14 protein-coding genes and 1 pseudogene are annotated in these 15,839 nt (G+C 69.5%); 6 read left to right on the forward strand and 9 right to left on the reverse strand.

The features are described from left to right. Positions 1–84: 84 nt before the first annotated feature. The 3 genes from BQ9890_RS02095 to BQ9890_RS02105 all read right to left on the reverse strand — a co-directional run bounded on the left by BQ9890_RS02095 (position 85) and on the right by BQ9890_RS02105 (position 4,328). The gene (locus tag BQ9890_RS02095; protein WP_078062174.1) at positions 85–2,292 is read right to left on the reverse strand and encodes an ABC transporter ATP-binding protein; all 2,208 of its coding nucleotides are present in this window, start codon (positions 2,290–2,292) and stop codon (positions 85–87) included. An 85-nt stretch (positions 2,293–2,377) separates the two neighbouring features. Next, the gene (locus tag BQ9890_RS02100; protein ID WP_230297983.1) at positions 2,378–3,274 is read right to left on the reverse strand and encodes an ABC transporter permease; all 897 of its coding nucleotides are present in this window, start codon (positions 3,272–3,274) and stop codon (positions 2,378–2,380) included. Positions 3,275–3,344: 70 nt separating this feature from the next. Beyond that, positions 3,345–4,328 (reverse strand): ABC transporter permease, encoded by a 984-nt coding sequence (locus tag BQ9890_RS02105; RefSeq protein ID WP_075888970.1) that lies wholly within the window; start codon positions 4,326–4,328, stop codon positions 3,345–3,347. A gap of 491 nt (positions 4,329–4,819) precedes the next feature. Here BQ9890_RS02105 and BQ9890_RS02110 point away from each other — a divergent pair, with 491 nt between their 5' ends. Further along, entirely contained in the window at positions 4,820–5,659 is an 840-nt protein-coding gene (locus BQ9890_RS02110; RefSeq protein WP_075888972.1) for a D-hexose-6-phosphate mutarotase, read from the forward strand. Between the two features lie 29 nt (positions 5,660–5,688). Here BQ9890_RS02110 and BQ9890_RS02115 read toward each other — a convergent pair whose 3' ends face one another. Further along, complete coding sequence (locus BQ9890_RS02115) at positions 5,689–6,597, reverse strand: siderophore-interacting protein (protein WP_078062175.1); 909 nt, start codon at positions 6,595–6,597, stop codon at positions 5,689–5,691. 111 nt (positions 6,598–6,708) lie between these two features. On the opposite strand from BQ9890_RS02115, the gene BQ9890_RS02120 reads away from it, so the two are divergent. Together BQ9890_RS02120 and BQ9890_RS02125 are read left to right on the forward strand one after the other, a co-directional pair. Beyond that, positions 6,709–7,275 carry an O-acetyl-ADP-ribose deacetylase gene (locus BQ9890_RS02120; RefSeq protein ID WP_075888974.1) on the forward strand — a complete coding sequence of 189 codons (567 nt, stop codon included), beginning with the start codon at positions 6,709–6,711 and terminating at the stop codon, positions 7,273–7,275. Positions 7,276–7,451: 176 nt separating this feature from the next. Next, complete coding sequence (locus tag BQ9890_RS02125; protein WP_075888976.1) at positions 7,452–8,045, forward strand: short chain dehydrogenase; 594 nt, start codon at positions 7,452–7,454, stop codon at positions 8,043–8,045. Here the strand turns inward: BQ9890_RS02125 and BQ9890_RS02130 are convergent. Beyond that, positions 8,024–8,878: a GNAT family N-acetyltransferase gene (locus tag BQ9890_RS02130; protein WP_075888978.1), complete on the reverse strand. Its 855-nt coding sequence runs from the start codon at positions 8,876–8,878 to the stop codon at positions 8,024–8,026. The genes BQ9890_RS02125 and BQ9890_RS02130 overlap by 22 nt on opposite strands. A gap of 205 nt (positions 8,879–9,083) precedes the next feature. On the opposite strand from BQ9890_RS02130, the gene BQ9890_RS16080 reads away from it, so the two are divergent. The 3 genes and pseudogenes from BQ9890_RS16080 (at position 9,084) to BQ9890_RS02140 (ending at position 11,065) form a co-directional block, all read left to right on the forward strand. After that, on the forward strand, positions 9,084–9,539 hold the full coding sequence (locus BQ9890_RS16080; RefSeq protein ID WP_230297778.1) for a Na+/H+ antiporter NhaA: 456 nt from the start codon (positions 9,084–9,086) through the stop codon (positions 9,537–9,539). Continuing rightward, positions 9,490–10,182, forward strand: a pseudogene (locus tag BQ9890_RS16795) (Na+/H+ antiporter NhaA); the annotation flags it as partial. The gene BQ9890_RS16080 and the pseudogene BQ9890_RS16795, both read left to right, overlap by 50 nt. A gap of 253 nt (positions 10,183–10,435) precedes the next feature. Beyond that, complete coding sequence (locus BQ9890_RS02140; protein ID WP_230297779.1) at positions 10,436–11,065, forward strand: HAD family hydrolase; 630 nt, start codon at positions 10,436–10,438, stop codon at positions 11,063–11,065. Between the two features lie 96 nt (positions 11,066–11,161). Here BQ9890_RS02140 and BQ9890_RS15110 read toward each other — a convergent pair whose 3' ends face one another. The 4 genes from BQ9890_RS15110 to BQ9890_RS02160 all read right to left on the reverse strand — a co-directional run bounded on the left by BQ9890_RS15110 (position 11,162) and on the right by BQ9890_RS02160 (position 15,257). Then, complete coding sequence (locus BQ9890_RS15110) at positions 11,162–12,226, reverse strand: hypothetical protein (protein ID WP_075888980.1); 1,065 nt, start codon at positions 12,224–12,226, stop codon at positions 11,162–11,164. Next, entirely contained in the window at positions 12,223–13,101 is an 879-nt protein-coding gene (locus BQ9890_RS15115; protein WP_143226208.1) for a hypothetical protein, read from the reverse strand. Before BQ9890_RS15115 ends, BQ9890_RS15110 begins: the two co-directional genes overlap by 4 nt. A gap of 105 nt (positions 13,102–13,206) precedes the next feature. Then, positions 13,207–13,875: a mismatch-specific DNA-glycosylase gene (locus BQ9890_RS02155; RefSeq protein WP_075888984.1), complete on the reverse strand. Its 669-nt coding sequence runs from the start codon at positions 13,873–13,875 to the stop codon at positions 13,207–13,209. A gap of 128 nt (positions 13,876–14,003) precedes the next feature. After that, positions 14,004–15,257 carry an ATP-binding protein gene (locus BQ9890_RS02160; RefSeq protein ID WP_075888986.1) on the reverse strand — a complete coding sequence of 418 codons (1,254 nt, stop codon included), beginning with the start codon at positions 15,255–15,257 and terminating at the stop codon, positions 14,004–14,006. Positions 15,258–15,839 lie beyond the last annotated feature (582 nt).

Consider the following 15,839-nt stretch of genomic DNA (forward strand, 5'->3'; position numbering starts at 1 on the left):
GCCGACTCTTCGCGACCGAATCGCAACAAGCCGTCACCGAACCGTGACGTGGGTCACCGGGGCCGCAGTTCCCGTCCGAGAAGATCAGAAGACGTGCAGTGACTCGGCATAGTGGCAGGCCACCAGGTTGGCTGCCTGGTCCGAGCGCACCTTCAGCTCCGGGTCCTCGTCGATGCACTTCTGCTGCTCCGCCGGACTCAGGGTGAGGAACTTCGGGCAGCGTGTGCGGAAGCGGCACCCCGAGGGCGGGTTCGCCGGGGAGGGGAGATCACCCTGGAGGAGGATGCGCCTGCGCGCACGCTCCTTGGCCGGATCCGGGATGGGGATCGCGGAGAGCAGTGCCTGGGTGTAGGGGTGGCTGGGGTGGTCGAAGACCTCCTCCACGTCACCGATCTCGACCAACTTGCCCAGGTACATGACCGCCACCCGGTCCGCGATGTGGCGGATGACGGACAGGTCGTGGGCCACGAACAGGTAGGACAGTCCCAGCTTCGTCTTGAGTTCATCGAGCAGGTTGATGACGCCTGCCTGGATCGAGACGTCCAGCGCGGAGACCGGTTCGTCGAGCACCAGCAGCTTGGGCTCCAGGGCCAGGGCGCGGGCGATGCCGACGCGCTGGCGCTGGCCACCGGAGAAGTGGCGGGGGTAGCGGTTGAGGTGGGCCGCCTCCAGACCGACCAGCTCGATGAGCTCACGCACGCGCTCGTCGACCTGCTTCCTCGAGTAGCCGTTGTACTTGAGGGGCTCGGCGATGATGTCGAAGATCGGCATGCGCGGGTCCAGGGAGGCCATCGGGTCCTGGAAGACGACCTGCAGGTCACGACGGGTCTCCACCCGGTCGCGTCGGCTCATGGAACCGGTGTCCCTGCCCAGGACGACAACGCGACCGTTCTCGGGGGCCTTGAGCTCGAGGATCTCCAGCAGGGTGGTGGTCTTGCCCGATCCGGACTCCCCCACAAGCCCCAGGGTCTCCCCGGCCCGGATCTCGAAGGAGATGCCGTCGACGGCGTGGACGGTGCCCACGCGGCGCTTGAACACCGCGCCCTTGGTCAGAGGGAACGTCTTCACGAGGTCCTCGACGGAGAGGACGACCTCGCGGTCCTCGCGGTTCCTGCGCCCCACCATCCGGTCGATGTGGGCGGGGATCGGGTACATGTCCGCGAAACTCAGGTGTTCGCGCGCGATGTCCCCGGATCGCACACATGCGGCGAAGTGGGGTTCCTCCACGTCGGTGACCTCGGTGGGGTTCTCACTCGTGTCGTGGTAGGAGTCGGTGGGCACCAGGGCGGGCTCGGCAGCCCGGCAGGCGTCCACCGCCATCGGACAGCGCGGGGCGAAGGGGCAGCCGGTGGGGAGGGCCAGCATGGAGGGCGGGTTGCCCTCCAGGGTGGCGAGGGCGTCCTCGGAGGTCTGGTCGGGTCGGGGGAGCGCACCGAGCAGACCGATGGTGTAGGGCATGCGGGAGCCGTAGAAGATGTCCTCGACGCTGCCACGTTCCACCACGCGCCCGGCATACATGACGGCGACCTTGTCGGCCAGGCCCGCCACGACGCCGAGGTCGTGGGTGATCATGATGACGGCGGCGCCCGTCTCCTCCTGGGCGGTCTTGAGCAGCTCCAGGATCTGGGCCTGGATGGTGACGTCCAGGGCGGTCGTCGGCTCGTCGCAGATGATGAGGTCCGGGTCGTTGGCGATGGCCATCGCGATCATTGCGCGTTGGCGCATGCCACCGGAGAACTCGTGCGGGAAGGACTTGAAACGGACCTCCGGATTGGGGATGCCGACCTTGCGCAGCAGCTCGATCGCGCGCGAACTCGCCTCCTGGTCGGAGTACCTGGTGTGGACGCGCAGTGCCTCCACCAGCTGGTCACCGATCGTGTAGACGGGGGTCAGTGCGGAGAGCGGGTCCTGGAACACCATCGCCACCTTGCGGCCACGGATCCGGGACATGTACCCGTCGGAGCGCCCCAGCAGTTCCACGCCGTGCAGCTTGACGGATCCCTCCACCTTCGCGGAGTCGTCCAGCAGTCCCATCACCGACATGGAGGTCACGGACTTGCCCGACCCCGACTCGCCGACGATGCCGAGCACCTCACCTGCACCGAGTGTGAAGGAGACGCCTCGCACCGCATGCACGTCGCCGTCCTCGGACGGGAAGGTGACCTGGAGGTCCTCGACCTCCAGGACCGGCACACCGGGTGTGCGGGTGGGCAGGTCCGAGTCGTCACGCTGGTGGCGCCCCCGTGACGGGGCGGGAGTGGTGGATGCGGTGGTCGTGGGATCGGCGCTCACCGGTCGCCTCCTGTGGTCGACGCGGGCTTGGCAGCCATGTGGTGCACGAGGGCGGGGCCGCCGGGATTGGTCATGGGGAGGTGGTTCATGCCCGGCCTCCCGAGTTGGAGGAGGGATCCAGCGCGTCGCGCAGTCCGTCACCCATGAAGTTGATGAAGACCAGCATGAGGGTCAGGACCGTGGCGGGCGCCAGGAAGGCCCAGGGGAAGGAGGTCGCCATCGTCTGGCCGGCGGCCAGCAGCGTGCCCAGTGATGTCTCCGGGGACTGCACACCGAAACCGAAGTAGGACAGCACGGTCTCCGACATGACCGCGGCGACCACGCCGAGCGTCGCATCGATGATCAGGTAGGAGGAGACGTTGGGGATGATGTGGCGGACGATGATCGTCCACGACGGGACCGACATGTACTTCGCGGCCCGCACGTAGTCGAGGCTGATCACCGACAGCGTCATGGAGCGGATCACGCGCGCCGTCAGCATCCATCCGAAGGCCGACAGCAGGAAGATGAACATCGCCGTGGATCCCCTGGACCCGCTGAAACGCTGGGTGATGATGGCGATGAGCAGGAAGGAGGGGATCACCAGCATGAGGTCGATGACCCACAGGATCGCCTTGTCGACGACCTTGCCGAAGTAGGCGGCGGCCGAGCCGACCAGGGCTGCGACCACGGTCTGGATGGCCGCGACGGCCAGCCCGATGACCAGGGACTTGCGCAGGCCCTCCACCGTCATGGCGTAGATGTCGCGCCCGTTCTGGGAGGTCCCGAACCAGTGTTCGGCCGAGGGTGCCTGCAGGAAGGCGTGGGAGTCGACCTGCGTGTAGTCCCACTTGCCGATCACGTTCCCGAAGAGCGCGAAGAGGACCACCAGGACGAAACCGACCAGGCCGACCACGGCGGAGCGGTTGCGCAGGAACCTGCGTGAGACGAGTTGGCGCCGGTTGAGTCGCTGGGGCGCGACGGCCGGGTCGTGGGGTGCCATTGGGTCAGTTGCGGCGACATTGACGCCGGTACTGGGTGTGTGGGTGTCCGCCATGATGTGGTCCTCCCTCTCAGCTCACACGCACGCGCGGGTCGACCGCGACGGTGAATACGTCGGAGAGCATCAACCCGAAGAAGGTGCAGGCCGCGGAGAATGCGACCACAGCGACCGTGCCGTTGATGTCCTGCCCGGTGATGGACGTGACGGAGTAGATGCCCATGCCGTGCCAGCTGTAGACCTGCTCGGTGATGGCGGCACCCGTGAAGAGCCCGGCGATGACGAAGGCGAAGTAGGTGGCCATCGGCACCAGTGCCGTGCGCAGTGCGTGACGCCGCATGGCCTTCCCCTTGGTCAGACCCTTGGCGCGCGCCGTGCGCACGTAGTCCGCGCCGAGGGTGTCGAGCATGAGGTTGCGCTGGTAGCGCGAGTAGGTGGCGATACCGCCCAGGGACATGGAGATGGTGGGCAACAGCAGGTGCTGGAGCCTGTCCACCAGCTCTGCACCGGGGTAGGTCCCCATGCGTCCGGTCTCACCGATGAACTCGAACCAGTTGAGTCCCGTCGACTGGTTGAACCGCGTGGCCAGGATCTGCAGGACCGTCGCGATCACGATGGTCGGGGTCGAGATGATGATCAGGGAGACGATCGAGACGAAACGGTCCGACGCCTTGTACTGACGGGTCGCCGTCCAGGCACCCAGTGCCACGCCGCCGAGGATGCCGACGAAGGAGGCGATCGAGATCAGCCGGACCGACACCCAGATGCGTGTCGCCAGGATCGTGTTGACGGCCTCACCCTTGGGCGTCATCCCCCAGTCCCAGCTGGTGAAGACACCCGTGAACCAGATCTTGTAGCGCTCCAGGAGCGGCACATCGGTGTTCAGGTTGTAGTCGGTGAGCTGGGCGATGACGGCGGCCTTGTTGAGGTTCGGGTTCGTCCAGTCGAAGGTGGCCTTCGGCTCCATGGACGAACCGGCCAGGAAGTATGCGATCGTCACCGCGATGAAGAGCAGCACCACGTAGTTCAACAGGCGCCGGAACAGGTATCGGTACATCGGGATCTTACTTTCAGAGGGAACGCCCGGGCCCCTCGCCCACCGATGAGGTGTTCGGGAAGCCCCGGTGTTCGGTGTCATCACCGGGGACCGATCTCCCGGAGCGGGTGCCAGACCCGACCTCGGTTCACCAAGTTCCCGACGACGCGGTCAGAATACCGTTTCTTGACCTTACGGCACTGGGGTCACTGGGATGAAATCTACCGGCCCCTTCGTGGCGAGTGAGACATCCGTGCCCTGCCCCTCTCCCCCTTCTCCTCGTCGACGAGGGCGGTGCCCCATCCTTCGCCATCGCCCCCGAGGAGGTGCCCCTGTCCCGGTCCACGCACCGTCCTGCCCGACCGAGGATGGTTTCCGTGTGCGGGAACGAGCTCCGCGTGCGAGGCAGGGAGGTTCCGGGCCCCGACGGTGCCCGCACATGGGGCGCCGATGGGATCCCGGTCACACTTTGGGGCATCCCGGGGCGGGGCAGGTGCGTCTAGCCTTGACCCATGACGATCCTCGACGACCGCATTCTCCTGGACGGACCCGGTGGAAGTGCCCAGGTGCTCCCCTTCGGCGCCCAGGTGCTCGAGTGGGCCCCGAGCGGGGAGTCCCCCGTCCTGTGGACGTCACCCTCGGCCCTCCTGGACGGTTCCGTCCCCGTGCGTGGAGGCATCCCCGTGTGCCTGCCCTGGTTCGGACGCGGCCGCTCACGGGACCTCACACCCTCCCACGGCTTCGCCCGCACATCCGTGTGGACGCCTCTCGGTCTGGGCTCGGGCCACGAGCCCCAGGCGTCCTTCCTCCTCGAGCACGATCCCGCCGACGATCCGGGCACCTTCCCCCATTCCCTCCGGGCGCTCCTGAGGGTGGCCATCACGGATGACCTCGTCGTCAGCCTCACCATCACCAACACCGGCGACCACTCCTACAGCTTCGAGGAGGCCCTGCACACCTACTTCGCGGTCGGCGACGTCAAGGACGTGACCCTGGACGGGCTGGAGGGCGCGGACTACCTGGACAAGGTCCGTGGCGGTCAACGACGCAGTCAGGTCGGTGAGGTCACCTTCGTGGGCGAGACGGACCGGATCTACCGGTCGGACTCCACCGTCGTCCTCCACGACCCGCGCCGTCGACGCGACATCACCATCGACAAGGACGGATCCGCCGACACCGTCGTGTGGAACCCGTGGGTCGCCGGTGCTGCCGCCCTGCCCGACGTCGGAGCGAACGACTGGCAGGACTTCGTGTGTGTGGAGGCAGCGAACGTCGGCGAGGACGCCGTCACCCTGGAGCCCGGCGAGGAGCACTCCCTCGTCCTCGTCGTCCACGTCGACCCCATGGCCTGACCGAGCGCGGCACCCGACGCCCCCACAGCTCAGGCCATGGGTGCCTGCCGGACCAGCTCCCGGTCCATCTCCTCGTTGAACTCCCTCTTCTGGGCGCGCCACTGCTCATCGGTGCACCCGTGGCGCCAGTAACCCGAGGCCGACAGCGCGGACCGCTCCAGGCCCCGCTCCCCCAGCAGGTGCCGACGCAGGTCGCGCACCATCTCCGCATTGCCGTGCAGGAACACACCCGTGTCCTCGACCTCCGGGCGCGCGCGCGTGACGGCCTGGACCAGGCGTGATCCGGGCAGGCTGGTGCCGGTGTGGACCCAGGTGACCTCCACGCCCTCGACCTCGGGGAGACGGACCTCGGAGCCCTCCCCCGCGACCTCCAGGAACACCTCGGCACGTGCTCCCCGGGGCAGGACCTCCATGGCGGCGGCGATGGCCGGCAGCGCCGAGGAGTCCCCGATGAGGAGGAAGTGCTCCAGACCCGGGTCGGGACGCCACTTGCCCCCGGGGCCCAGGAAGCCGAACACCTCGTCGGGGTGCAGGGAGTGGATCCAGGGCTGGGCGGCGCCCCCGCCCTCGTGGACCACGAGATCGAGGGTCATGAGAGCGGTGGCGGGATCGTAGGCGCGGATGGTGTAGGTACGGGTCAGGGGCCACTGCTCACGAGGGCGCGTTACCCTGATCTCCTCGGGATCGAAGGGCCACGTGTATCCGGCAGCGGCCGGTGTGAGCAGCACCTTGACGTAGGAGTCCGAGAACCCAAGTTCAGGGAGCAACTCGGGCTCCTGGACCCGGGCGTGGAGGCGGACCATGTCCCCGCTGAGTTTCCTGACGGAGACGACGGTGGCGCCCTTCGGGACCCGCTTCCCGACAGGCCGGGGTCCCGACTCGGTTCCGATGCTGTGTGTGGGACCACCCGCAGCTGCGGGCGTCGACGCGGTGTCCATGAGGCCTCCTGGTCCGGACGGGTACACATCCAAGGTAAGGCAAACCTTCCTGGGTGGCGCGGGGACGTTCGCCACTGTTCCGACGGGACGCCTGCACCTAGCATCGATGGCATGCGCATCGAGGTGATCACGGGCGACATCACGCGGCGCCACGTCGACGCCATCGCCAATGCCGCGAACTCCACCCTCCTGGGAGGTGGCGGGGTGGACGGCGCGATCCACAGGGCTGCCGGGCCCCAGCTCCTGGTGGCATGTCGGCACCTGCGCGCCACGGTCCTGCCCGAGGGGCTGCCCCCGGGTCAGGCGGTGGCGACGCCGGCGTTCGACCTCCCGGCCCAGTGGGTGATCCACACGGTGGGCCCGAACCGCCATGCCGGTCAGGACGATCCGGAGGTGCTCCGGAGCTGCTACTCCGAGTCCCTGCAGTTGGCGCAACGGATCGGAGCCCGATCCGTGGCCTTCCCCGCCATCGGCGCCGGGGTCTACGGCTGGTCGCCGGAGGAGTCCGCGAGCGCGGCGCGGCGCGCCCTGCTGGAGGGACCCTCGGGACCGGCAGGCGCGTCCTGCGGGCAGCTCGACCTGACGGACAGGTGGCCCGACATCGAGCTCGTCGAGTTCGTGGCCTTCAACGAGGACGTCCGGGCCTCCTTCACCCGGGAGCTCGCCGGGATCACCTGACCGGTCCCGCACCCACGACTCACTCCCCCAGGTCAGTGGCCCGCGGTCCCTGCGGTCGGCCCGGGCGTCCTGCGCCGCGCGCTCCCCTGCTGCCCCGACCCCGCACTGGCGCGAGCCCCCATGAACTGGTGGGATGGAGCCAGGACGCGACTCGGGACGGACGAGGGGGACACAGGATGAGAATTCTCCTGATCGGTGGCAGTGGGTACGTCGGCTCCGCGGCGCGCGAGGTCCTCGGGGTCGACCACGAGGTCGTGGTGGTGGGTCGCTCGACGGAACCGGGTGTGGACATCACGTCCCAGCAGTCCATCCGTGAGCTCTTCGACGCCACCGGCCAGTTCGACGCCGTGGTCGTCGCAGCCGGATCAGTGCCCTTCGGCCCCCTGGGAGAACTCACCCGTGAGGACTACACCTCGGCCTTCACGGGGAAGGTCCTCGGCCAGATCGACGTGGTGCGCATCGGCACCGCCCACGTGCGCGACGGCGGCTCCTTCACGCTGACCTCGGGCGTGCTCGCGCGCCACGCCATCGCAGCTGGATCCGCGGCCTCCATGGCCAACGGCGCGCTCGAGTCCTTCGTCATGGCGGCCGCCCCGGAGATGCCGCGCGGCATCCGGATCAACGCCGTCAGTCCCACCGTCCTGGCCAGCGCACCGGAGTTCTTCGACTCCTTCCCCGGCTTCGTGCCCGTGGAGCCACACGTCGTCGGGATGGCATTCCGCAGGTCTGTGGAGGGTGTGGACACGGGTCAGGTCTTCGAGCTGGACTGACGCCCTGCTGCGGCGGGCGACAGCCAGGTCCACGGTGTCGTGCCGGTGACCCGCACCATGCCCGAGCGCTCCAGGATCGGCCGCGACATGGGCGTGGAGTCGGAGTGGATCCACCGACGGCCCCGCGCCAGCGCGGAGCGGGCCCGCTGGGCGGTCAGTGCCCGGTAGATGCCACGCCCCCGCCATCCCGGCAGCATCCCACCACCCCAGATCCCCGCGAACTGTGTGTCGGGGATGCACTCCAGGCGTCCGGAACCGATGATGTCGTCTCCGATCTCGGCCACCCACAGCTCCACGTCAGGGTCCCCGCCGGTGATGCGCGCGCCCAGCTCGGGCACCATCCCCGCCCACGAGTCGTCCCCGAAGACGACCTCCAGCACGTCCGCGGCGGCACGGATGTCGGGTCCTGTGGTCACGCGCCTCAGGGAGACCCCCTCCGGGAGGTCGACGTCGACCACCAGGGAGGCCGCCTCACCGACCATGACGGACTCCGGGTCGCCCTCGTCGAAGCCCTCCTCGAGCAGGGCCTCCCGCAGCCCGTCCGCCGAGTCGTGGGAGCGTGTCTTCCACTCGACCTCGGTGACTCGGGAGGTCTCCCGGAAGTGGTCGAGGGCGCCCACCACCAGGCTGTGGATCCCGCGTGGGTCCGCACCGTCGAGGTCCCGGTAGGAGACGAAACCCCTGCCGCCGGGGAATGTGCCCATCCACAGCGGCCCCAGCCCGGCGACGTCGGTGGCCCCGATCATCTCGGAGGTGGTGCGCAACTGCGCATCGTAGGCGGCGAGGAGCTCGGTCCGGTCCACCTGTCCTCCGGACTGCCCGTGACTGCCCATGACCTGCCCTCCCCTCCCACGCCCACTGCTCCCGCCCACCAGTCTGGGGCGGCCGGCGCTGCGCCGTGACCCGCCACACCGGCGTGGGACCACGCGGGGGGTCCGGACCCCCGGGAGGAGCGGATGTAGGGTGCTCGCAGGTGTGCCGGGAAGTCTGGTCGGCGATCCCGTCGGCGCGCGTTCGACGGGGAGGACCAGGAGGACCATGACCACCCCACCCGCAGCAGTCCTGCCCCACCCGACGTCGCCCACGCGCCTGTGTGCCTGGCTCGCCCGCGAGACCACCGGCGGTGGGTTGTTGCTGGCGGCCGCAGCACTGGCCCTCCTCTGGGCGAACTCACCGTGGCGCGCCAGCTACTCGGCGATCTCCACGACCGTCCTCGGGCCTGCGTCGCTCGGTCTCTCCCTGCCCCTGTCAACCTGGGCCTCCGACGGCCTGCTGGCGGTGTTCTTCTTCGTCGTGGGGATCGAACTGAAGCAGGAGTTCGTCGTCGGTGCCCTGCGCGACCTCCGCGCGGCCGCGGTCCCCGTCACGTCCAACGGACAGCTCTCCCAGTGGACCGGGCGACCTCCGCGCGGCCGCGGTCCCCGTCCTTGCGGCAGTCGGTGGCATGGCGGTGCCCGCCGTGATCTTCTGCCTGACCGTGTGGGTCCTGGGTGAACCCGGTGCACTCCACGGGTGGGCGATCCCCACCGCCACGGACATCGCCTTCGCACTGGGGGTCCTCGCCCTGTTCGGGAGGGGTCTCCCGGGTGCCCTGCGCACCTTCCTGCTCACCCTGGCCGTCGTCGACGACCTCCTGGCGATCATCGTCATCGCCGTCTTCTACACGGCGGGGCTCGACTGGCTGGCCCTGACCTGCTCCCTGACCTGTGTCGCGGTCTTGGCGCTCCTGGTGCGAGCCCGCAGGCTGCATCCGACCCTGCTGGTCCCTCTGGCGGTACTGACCTGGGCCACGATGCACGCCTCGGGCATCCATTCCACGATCGCAGGTGTCCTGCTGGGACTCTCCGTCCCCGTGGTCGCCCTCCGCGGAGGTCAGGAGTCCCGCTCCGACGTGCTGGGCAGAGCTCTCGCCCCCGTCTCCGCGGGGTTCGTCCTGCCGGTGTTCGCATTCTTCGCCGCCGGGGTGCCACTGCTCGACGACACGCAGGGCGCGGGACCCCTGGGAGTCGTGGGGCAACCGGTCTTCCTCGCGGTCCTCCTCGGTCTGGTCCTGGGCAAGTTCATCGGCGTGATGGGGACGACCGCCCTCGTCACACGGCTGACGCCCCTGCGGATTCCGGGTGGGCTCGGACTGCGCGACCTGGTGCCCGTCGGCCTGCTCACGGGGATCGGGTTCACGGTGTCCCTGCTGATTGCGGGCTCTCCTTCCCCGACGGCACCCACACGGCGGGGGCCAAGATCGCCATCCTCTCCGGCTCCCTGGTCTTGGCCCTCCTCGGTGGTGGCGCGCTGCGGCTGGCGGCTCGCAGGGAGCGCCCGCAGGGGGCGGGCACGGGGCAGGGGACCCTCGACCCACCCCGGAGCCCCCGCTGATCTGGGAGACTACCCGCGTGCATACTGTGATCTGGGACATGGGTGGGACCCTGGTGGACACCTATCCCGAGGTGGACCGGGCCCTGGCGGGTGTGGTGTGGCCGGGAGGCGTCACGTCCTCGCACCTCGCCGAGGTCCGCGAACTGCGGACCCGTTCCATCGCCCATGCGATCGACATCCTCTCCACCCGCTACGAGGTCGATCCGGTGTCGTTCCACCGGGCGTACTCGGACCTCAAGCAGCGCTGGCACACCCGCCCCGCGCCCCTGATGGACGGCGCGCGCGAGCTCATGGCGGCCGTCCACCGCGCAGGCGGGTTGAACCTGGTGGCCACCCACCGGGACCGGACCAGTGCCGAAGCCCTGTTGGCAGCCCTGCACGTCGAGGTCGACGACCTGGTCAGCACCTCTGACGGGTGGGCGCGCAAACCGAGTCCCGAGATGAACCTCGTTCTCCTGCGTCGCCATGACCTCCTCGCGACGGAGGTGCTGGCCGTGGGGGACCGTGTCATCGACGTCGAGGCTGCCGAGGCAGCCGACCTCCCCGCAGCATTGCTCGTGGAGGCCGGGACGACGCTGCCCGACCTGCGGGGGACGCGCCCGCGCGTCATCACCGACCTGCGCGAGCTGCTTCCCCTCATCGGCTGAACGCAGCCCGGTCCGGCCCAGCCACCGTGACCCTGTGGTGGATGTGCCCGGGTTCCGTATCCGTCAGAAGCGGTGGGCCTCCGGCCTCTCCACGCCTCAGCCCCCGGCAGGTGGTGCGAAGTCCTGCGCGGTGGTGTGTCGCGGTCCTGCGGCGAGGAAGTCGCGCACGGCCATGAGGCGCGGTACGACGTCGGGGGCGCTGGTGGAGGTCAGGGCGCGGTCGCAGGTGACGACGACGTCACTGTCGGCCAGCTCCAGGTCGAACCCTCCACCCAGTCCGACGAGGAGGTCGAGGAGCTCGGGGGTGACCAACTGGCGCGCCACCTCCTGCGACGCGGGATCGGCGTGGAGGCGGAACCTGTTGGCGTGACGGGGCACGAGGATCTCCCGGTGGCCGGGCGGTGGCGTGGTGAGGTTGCTGTGCCCCACTCCCCCGTTGTTGTCCAGGGAGTCCAGGAGCACCCGCCCGGAGATCTCGGGCACGTGGACCATCAGGAGTGTGCGGCGGACGCTGCTCACGACGGTCGCGCGGCTGCCTCCGGGGACGCCGGCGAGGCCGGAGTGGTCGACGCTGGACACGGTCGCACCGCCGAGCACGAAGGCCGGACCGGGTCGTCCGGCACCGGGCCCCTGCACGCAGCAGTACAGGGTCGTCCCGGGCACCGGCAGGGCGGCACTCGGGCGCGGCGGTGTCCGGGACACCTCGAAGGTCCACCCGTTGGCAGCGGCGAGTCCCGACATCTGGTCGACGAGGGCGAAACCGGCCAGCTCCGCCGCCTTCGCACCCTGGTCGTGCGTGCGGACCCGGAGGAGCCCGAGGACGAGGATCCCGACGAAGGTGAGCCCGATCAGCAGGAACACCACGCCCAGCAGCCAGGCCACCGGGCTGGATCCGCCGCTGACGATCCCCACCCAGATGAACCCGGCTCCCAGTGCCGTGCAGACGATGCCCATCGTGGTCGGGTTCCGGTTCCGGGGGAGGTCGTCGAGGACGACCGTGCTGCCCACCCGTCGCGGGGCGTCCAGTGTGAGGGCGGCGTGCACGGCGGGATGGGAGACCCGCAGGTCCTCGGCCACCGCGCGCAGGCGCTGCGGGGAGGGGACCGTGCCCAGTGGTGCGAAGACCGTGCCGGAAGTGCCGGGCGGGGTCGGCCAGGTCATCGGAGTGCTCCTCCCTGGGTGACGGCGTCGATCCACTGCGCCAGGAGCGGGACAGCCGACTGGAGTTGGGTGGGATCTGCGGGCACATCGAGGAGGACGGCCGCCTGGTTCCCGACCACCTCGGTCCGTGCGGGCGCGGGCAGGGAGCGCGCGAGGGCGTCCGGGGGCGTGGGTTGCGGGAGGGTGCTCCGGGGCGCTGCGGTCGCGACCGCGTAGAGGTGGGGCGCGTGCCCGGCGGCGCCTCCGGTGAGGAGGCCGATCTCGAAGGTGCTGGCGCCCCTCACACCGCCCGTCACGCACAGGGTCTGGGAGCCCGGTTGCATGAGGAGGCCTCCCGCATGGCGGGGTTCCGCGACCGGCTGCCAGGCCAGACCGTTGGCCGCAGCCAGGCCACGGAGCTGCTCGTACAGGGCCACCCGCTCCAGGGGGGACCCCGGCCCACTGCCTTCCATCGCAGCTGCGCGCGAGCGTTCCCGGAGCGCCCGCACGACGAGGAAGACCGCCGCGAGCACCAGCAGGCCACCGACCACCGCTGCCCTGGGGCTGCCTCCCATCGCGGTACTGCCCAGTGCCAGGACACCGAGGAGGAGTGCCACACCCGCGCCACCGATGTCCCCGACCGTCACCACGGAGCGCAGCGGCTTCGCGGGCAGCTGTGGAAGGCCACGGGTGAGGAGGTCGCACACCAGCGGTTCCTCGGTCCGGAGCCGCGCCTCGGCGGCGCCGACCTGTGGACTGGCCGCGTCGACCCGGAGCGGCGCGAGGTCCCACCCGGTGGGCGGTACGGGGCTGCGGGAGGGAACTCCGTAGGGGTCCATGCGGTGATTCTGCCAGTCGGAGACGATCTCCAACCGGAACGCCACGGGGTCAGACACCGGTGCGGTGGTCGTCCCGCTCCTCCACGCCCTCGTGGCCCTTCCCACTCTCCCGAACCCACCGTGCGCATGACCTCTTCCACGGGCCCACAGTCGAGCGTGGACTCAGGGCGTGTCGGCAGGCCCGCAGTCGCCCCACACCTCGCGCCACCGGGCCGCCAGGGAGTCGATGTTCTCGTGCGCGTTGAGCCCACTGGGCTGGGGCACCACCCACAGGCCGACCGAGTCGGGCCAACCCGCGATCGTCGCTGGTTCCTGCCGACCGAGCTTCGCCTTCGCCACTCCGAAGGCCGCACGGAACGCCGTGATGCCGGCGATGGCCACCATCTTCGGTCCGAGCTCCGGGAGTCGATCGACCAGCCTCTGACCACCGGCCCGGAGTTCCCCGCGGCTCAGCTCGTCAGCACGCACGGTGGCCCGACCGACCAGGTTCGTCAGACCGATCCCCCGTCTGAGCAGCTGTTGCTCGTCCTCGTCACTGAGTCCGGCCGAGGCGTCAACCAGATCGTCGGTCAGGCCCGCCCGGAACAGGGAGGGCCAGAAGCGGTTGCCGGGTCGGGCGAAGGGTGCGTTGACCGCGGCGGTCCACAGGCCGGGGTTGATGCCCACGATCAGCAGTCGCAGGGGGATGCCGGGAGCCGGCAGGACGTCGTCGATCGCATCGGGGTCATCCGTGGCGAAACGGGCGAGGTCGGCGCGGCTCGGGCGGCGCCCACCGCACGGGGAGGGACGTCGAGGTCGTGGGGGCACCCGTGTGGGCTGGTCATCACTCATCGCGGCCGACACTAGTCGGTCGGCCAGACGGTCGCTGCGGGGACCACCCTGCTGGTGGAGTGCCGGATGGGCGGATCGCGACGGCTGCGCTCCCCGAGGTGTGCAAGAGGGCGGGGTGGGAGTGAGGATCAGGGACCAAGCAGAGCGAGGGGAACCACCGCGACCCCGTCCCGCCGCCGGTATGCGGCCTGACCCGTGGTGACGACGAGCAGGTCGACCACCTTCTCCGGCATCCGATCTCGCAACCAGAGCAGATGGCGTACGTCGGCGGCCTCGATGACGGGAGCCAGCTTGACTTCGATACCGAGCACTCCGCCGTCGGCGGATTCGACGATGAGATCCACTTCGTGTCCTCCCGCCTTGGTCCGCAGGTGGCTCACCGTGGCGTCCGCGGCCTGTGCCATCACGCGCACCCCGAGCGTCACCAGGGACTCGAAGAGGTGCCCGAGCACCCCCGCGCCCCCAGGCGCCATCAGGCCGGGCTCGGTCAGTCGCAGGAGCCTCACCGCCAGCGCGGGATCAGCGAGCTGGTGCTTGGGTGCCTGCCGCAACGTCGTGAATGGGCTGTTCGCCGGCATCCATCCAGGGACGGGGTCGAGCAACCGCAGTCGACTGAGGTGGTCACGGTAGACGATGGTCGTCGTCTTGGCAGGTTGTGCACCGTCTCCTCCCGTTGCAGCGTCCAGGAGGCGCGAATAGGCCGTGGTCTGCGACGATGCCGCAGCATAGGCAGCCAGCCATCGCCGCAGCGTCTCAGGGCGACGGACTTCATATCCCAGGTCCGGAAGGTCACGGTCGATGACGCGGGAGAGGTAGGAGTCCAGGAAGCTCCGACGCATTCGTTGCGACAGTCCGAGCGCGCCGGGAAAGCCGCTGTCCATGATCGCCTGGACGTAGTCCGGGACAGTGAGGTCCGTCGTCCCGCCGAGGTCTGCGCCAACGCCGTCGAGGAGCGCTCCGAGCGAGACCGTCGGACGCGTCATGCCACGCTCGTGCAACCCCATCGGGCGCATCCTGAGTGACAGGATGCGCCCCGCGCCGCTGTGCGTGCCCGATGCGTCAATGGGTGTGGCCGAACCTGTCAGGAGGAACCGTCCCGGGGCGGCACCACGGTCCACAGCACGCCGAACGGAGTCCCACACCTGCGGCAGCTGCTGCCACTCGTCGAAGAGGACGGGCCCGTTCAGGGCGATGGTGTCCAAGGAGAAGTCTGCGCGGAGGCGCTCGCGCTGGGCTGGATCGTCCAGGAGCCACACCTGCCTCGCCCGACGAGCTGCGGTGCCGGTCTTGCCCACACCCTTGGGGCCGTCGATCGCGATGGCAGGAGCACCTCGGAGAAGGTCATCCAGCTCGAGGTCCAGCGTCCGGGACATGTACTCCATTCCACCAGCCTACCGTTTGGCAACGTTCTGCACTACCGTTTGGCTCCATGCTGCGCTACCTTGTGGCGATCGTCCGCGCAACCTTCCGGCAACAGCCCGACACTGCCAACCGGAGGTTCTCCATCGGCTGCCATCGAAGCTCTCGGCGGGCCCGATCGACAGCACCGACGCCGGTCACGCTCGGGACCAGGTCGAGTGCACCGCCACACCGGATCCGACCGGCATACCGACCAGGAGATGGGCGCCCGCGCGTGTCGCACCCCTGACAAGGGCGAGTGCGAGGTGGCAGCCCCTGCACGTCCGCCGGAGGCACGGAAGAGGAATCCCAACACACATCTCCGATGAGTGTGACCGTGACGAATGGAGGACTAGTGGCTGACCTGCGTTGATGTCCGAGGCGACCGACCGCAGTCTGGGTGGCTCGTGCAAGTTGTGTGTTGGAGGCACCCGGAGAACCCCGCATCGGTCCCATCACCGGTGGTTCCCACCTCCGCGGAGGCATCCACGCCGAGCCGCTCGCCGCCATCCCGATGGTCACAGCGAACGGCTCGACCGAGAGAAGTGACATCCCCCTGTTCGCCG

Origin of the sequence: Actinomyces provencensis, assembly GCF_900155435.1 — a bacterium.
Lineage (GTDB): Bacteria > Actinomycetota > Actinomycetes > Actinomycetales > Actinomycetaceae > Pauljensenia > Pauljensenia provencensis.

Bases quoted from the DNA above. Each gene is read 5' to 3' on its own strand.
- BQ9890_RS02125 (WP_075888976.1), top strand. From the start codon at position 7,452: ATGAGAATTCTCCTGATCGGTGGCAGTGGGTACGTCGGCTCCGCGGCG.
- BQ9890_RS02155 (WP_075888984.1), bottom strand. From the start codon at position 13,875: ATGAGTGATGACCAGCCCACACGGGTGCCCCCACGACCTCGACGTCCC.
- BQ9890_RS02160 (WP_075888986.1), bottom strand. From the start codon at position 15,257: ATGGAGTACATGTCCCGGACGCTGGACCTCGAGCTGGATGACCTTCTC.
- BQ9890_RS02115 (WP_078062175.1), bottom strand. From the start codon at position 6,597: ATGGACACCGCGTCGACGCCCGCAGCTGCGGGTGGTCCCACACACAGC.
- BQ9890_RS02110 (WP_075888972.1), top strand. From the start codon at position 4,820: ATGACGATCCTCGACGACCGCATTCTCCTGGACGGACCCGGTGGAAGT.
- BQ9890_RS02100 (WP_230297983.1), bottom strand. From the start codon at position 3,274: ATGGCACCCCACGACCCGGCCGTCGCGCCCCAGCGACTCAACCGGCGC.
- BQ9890_RS02105 (WP_075888970.1), bottom strand. From the start codon at position 4,328: ATGTACCGATACCTGTTCCGGCGCCTGTTGAACTACGTGGTGCTGCTC.
- BQ9890_RS16080 (WP_230297778.1), top strand. From the start codon at position 9,084: ATGACCACCCCACCCGCAGCAGTCCTGCCCCACCCGACGTCGCCCACG.
- BQ9890_RS02130 (WP_075888978.1), bottom strand. From the start codon at position 8,878: ATGGGCAGTCACGGGCAGTCCGGAGGACAGGTGGACCGGACCGAGCTC.
- BQ9890_RS15110 (WP_075888980.1), bottom strand. From the start codon at position 12,226: ATGACCTGGCCGACCCCGCCCGGCACTTCCGGCACGGTCTTCGCACCA.
- BQ9890_RS02120 (WP_075888974.1), top strand. From the start codon at position 6,709: ATGCGCATCGAGGTGATCACGGGCGACATCACGCGGCGCCACGTCGAC.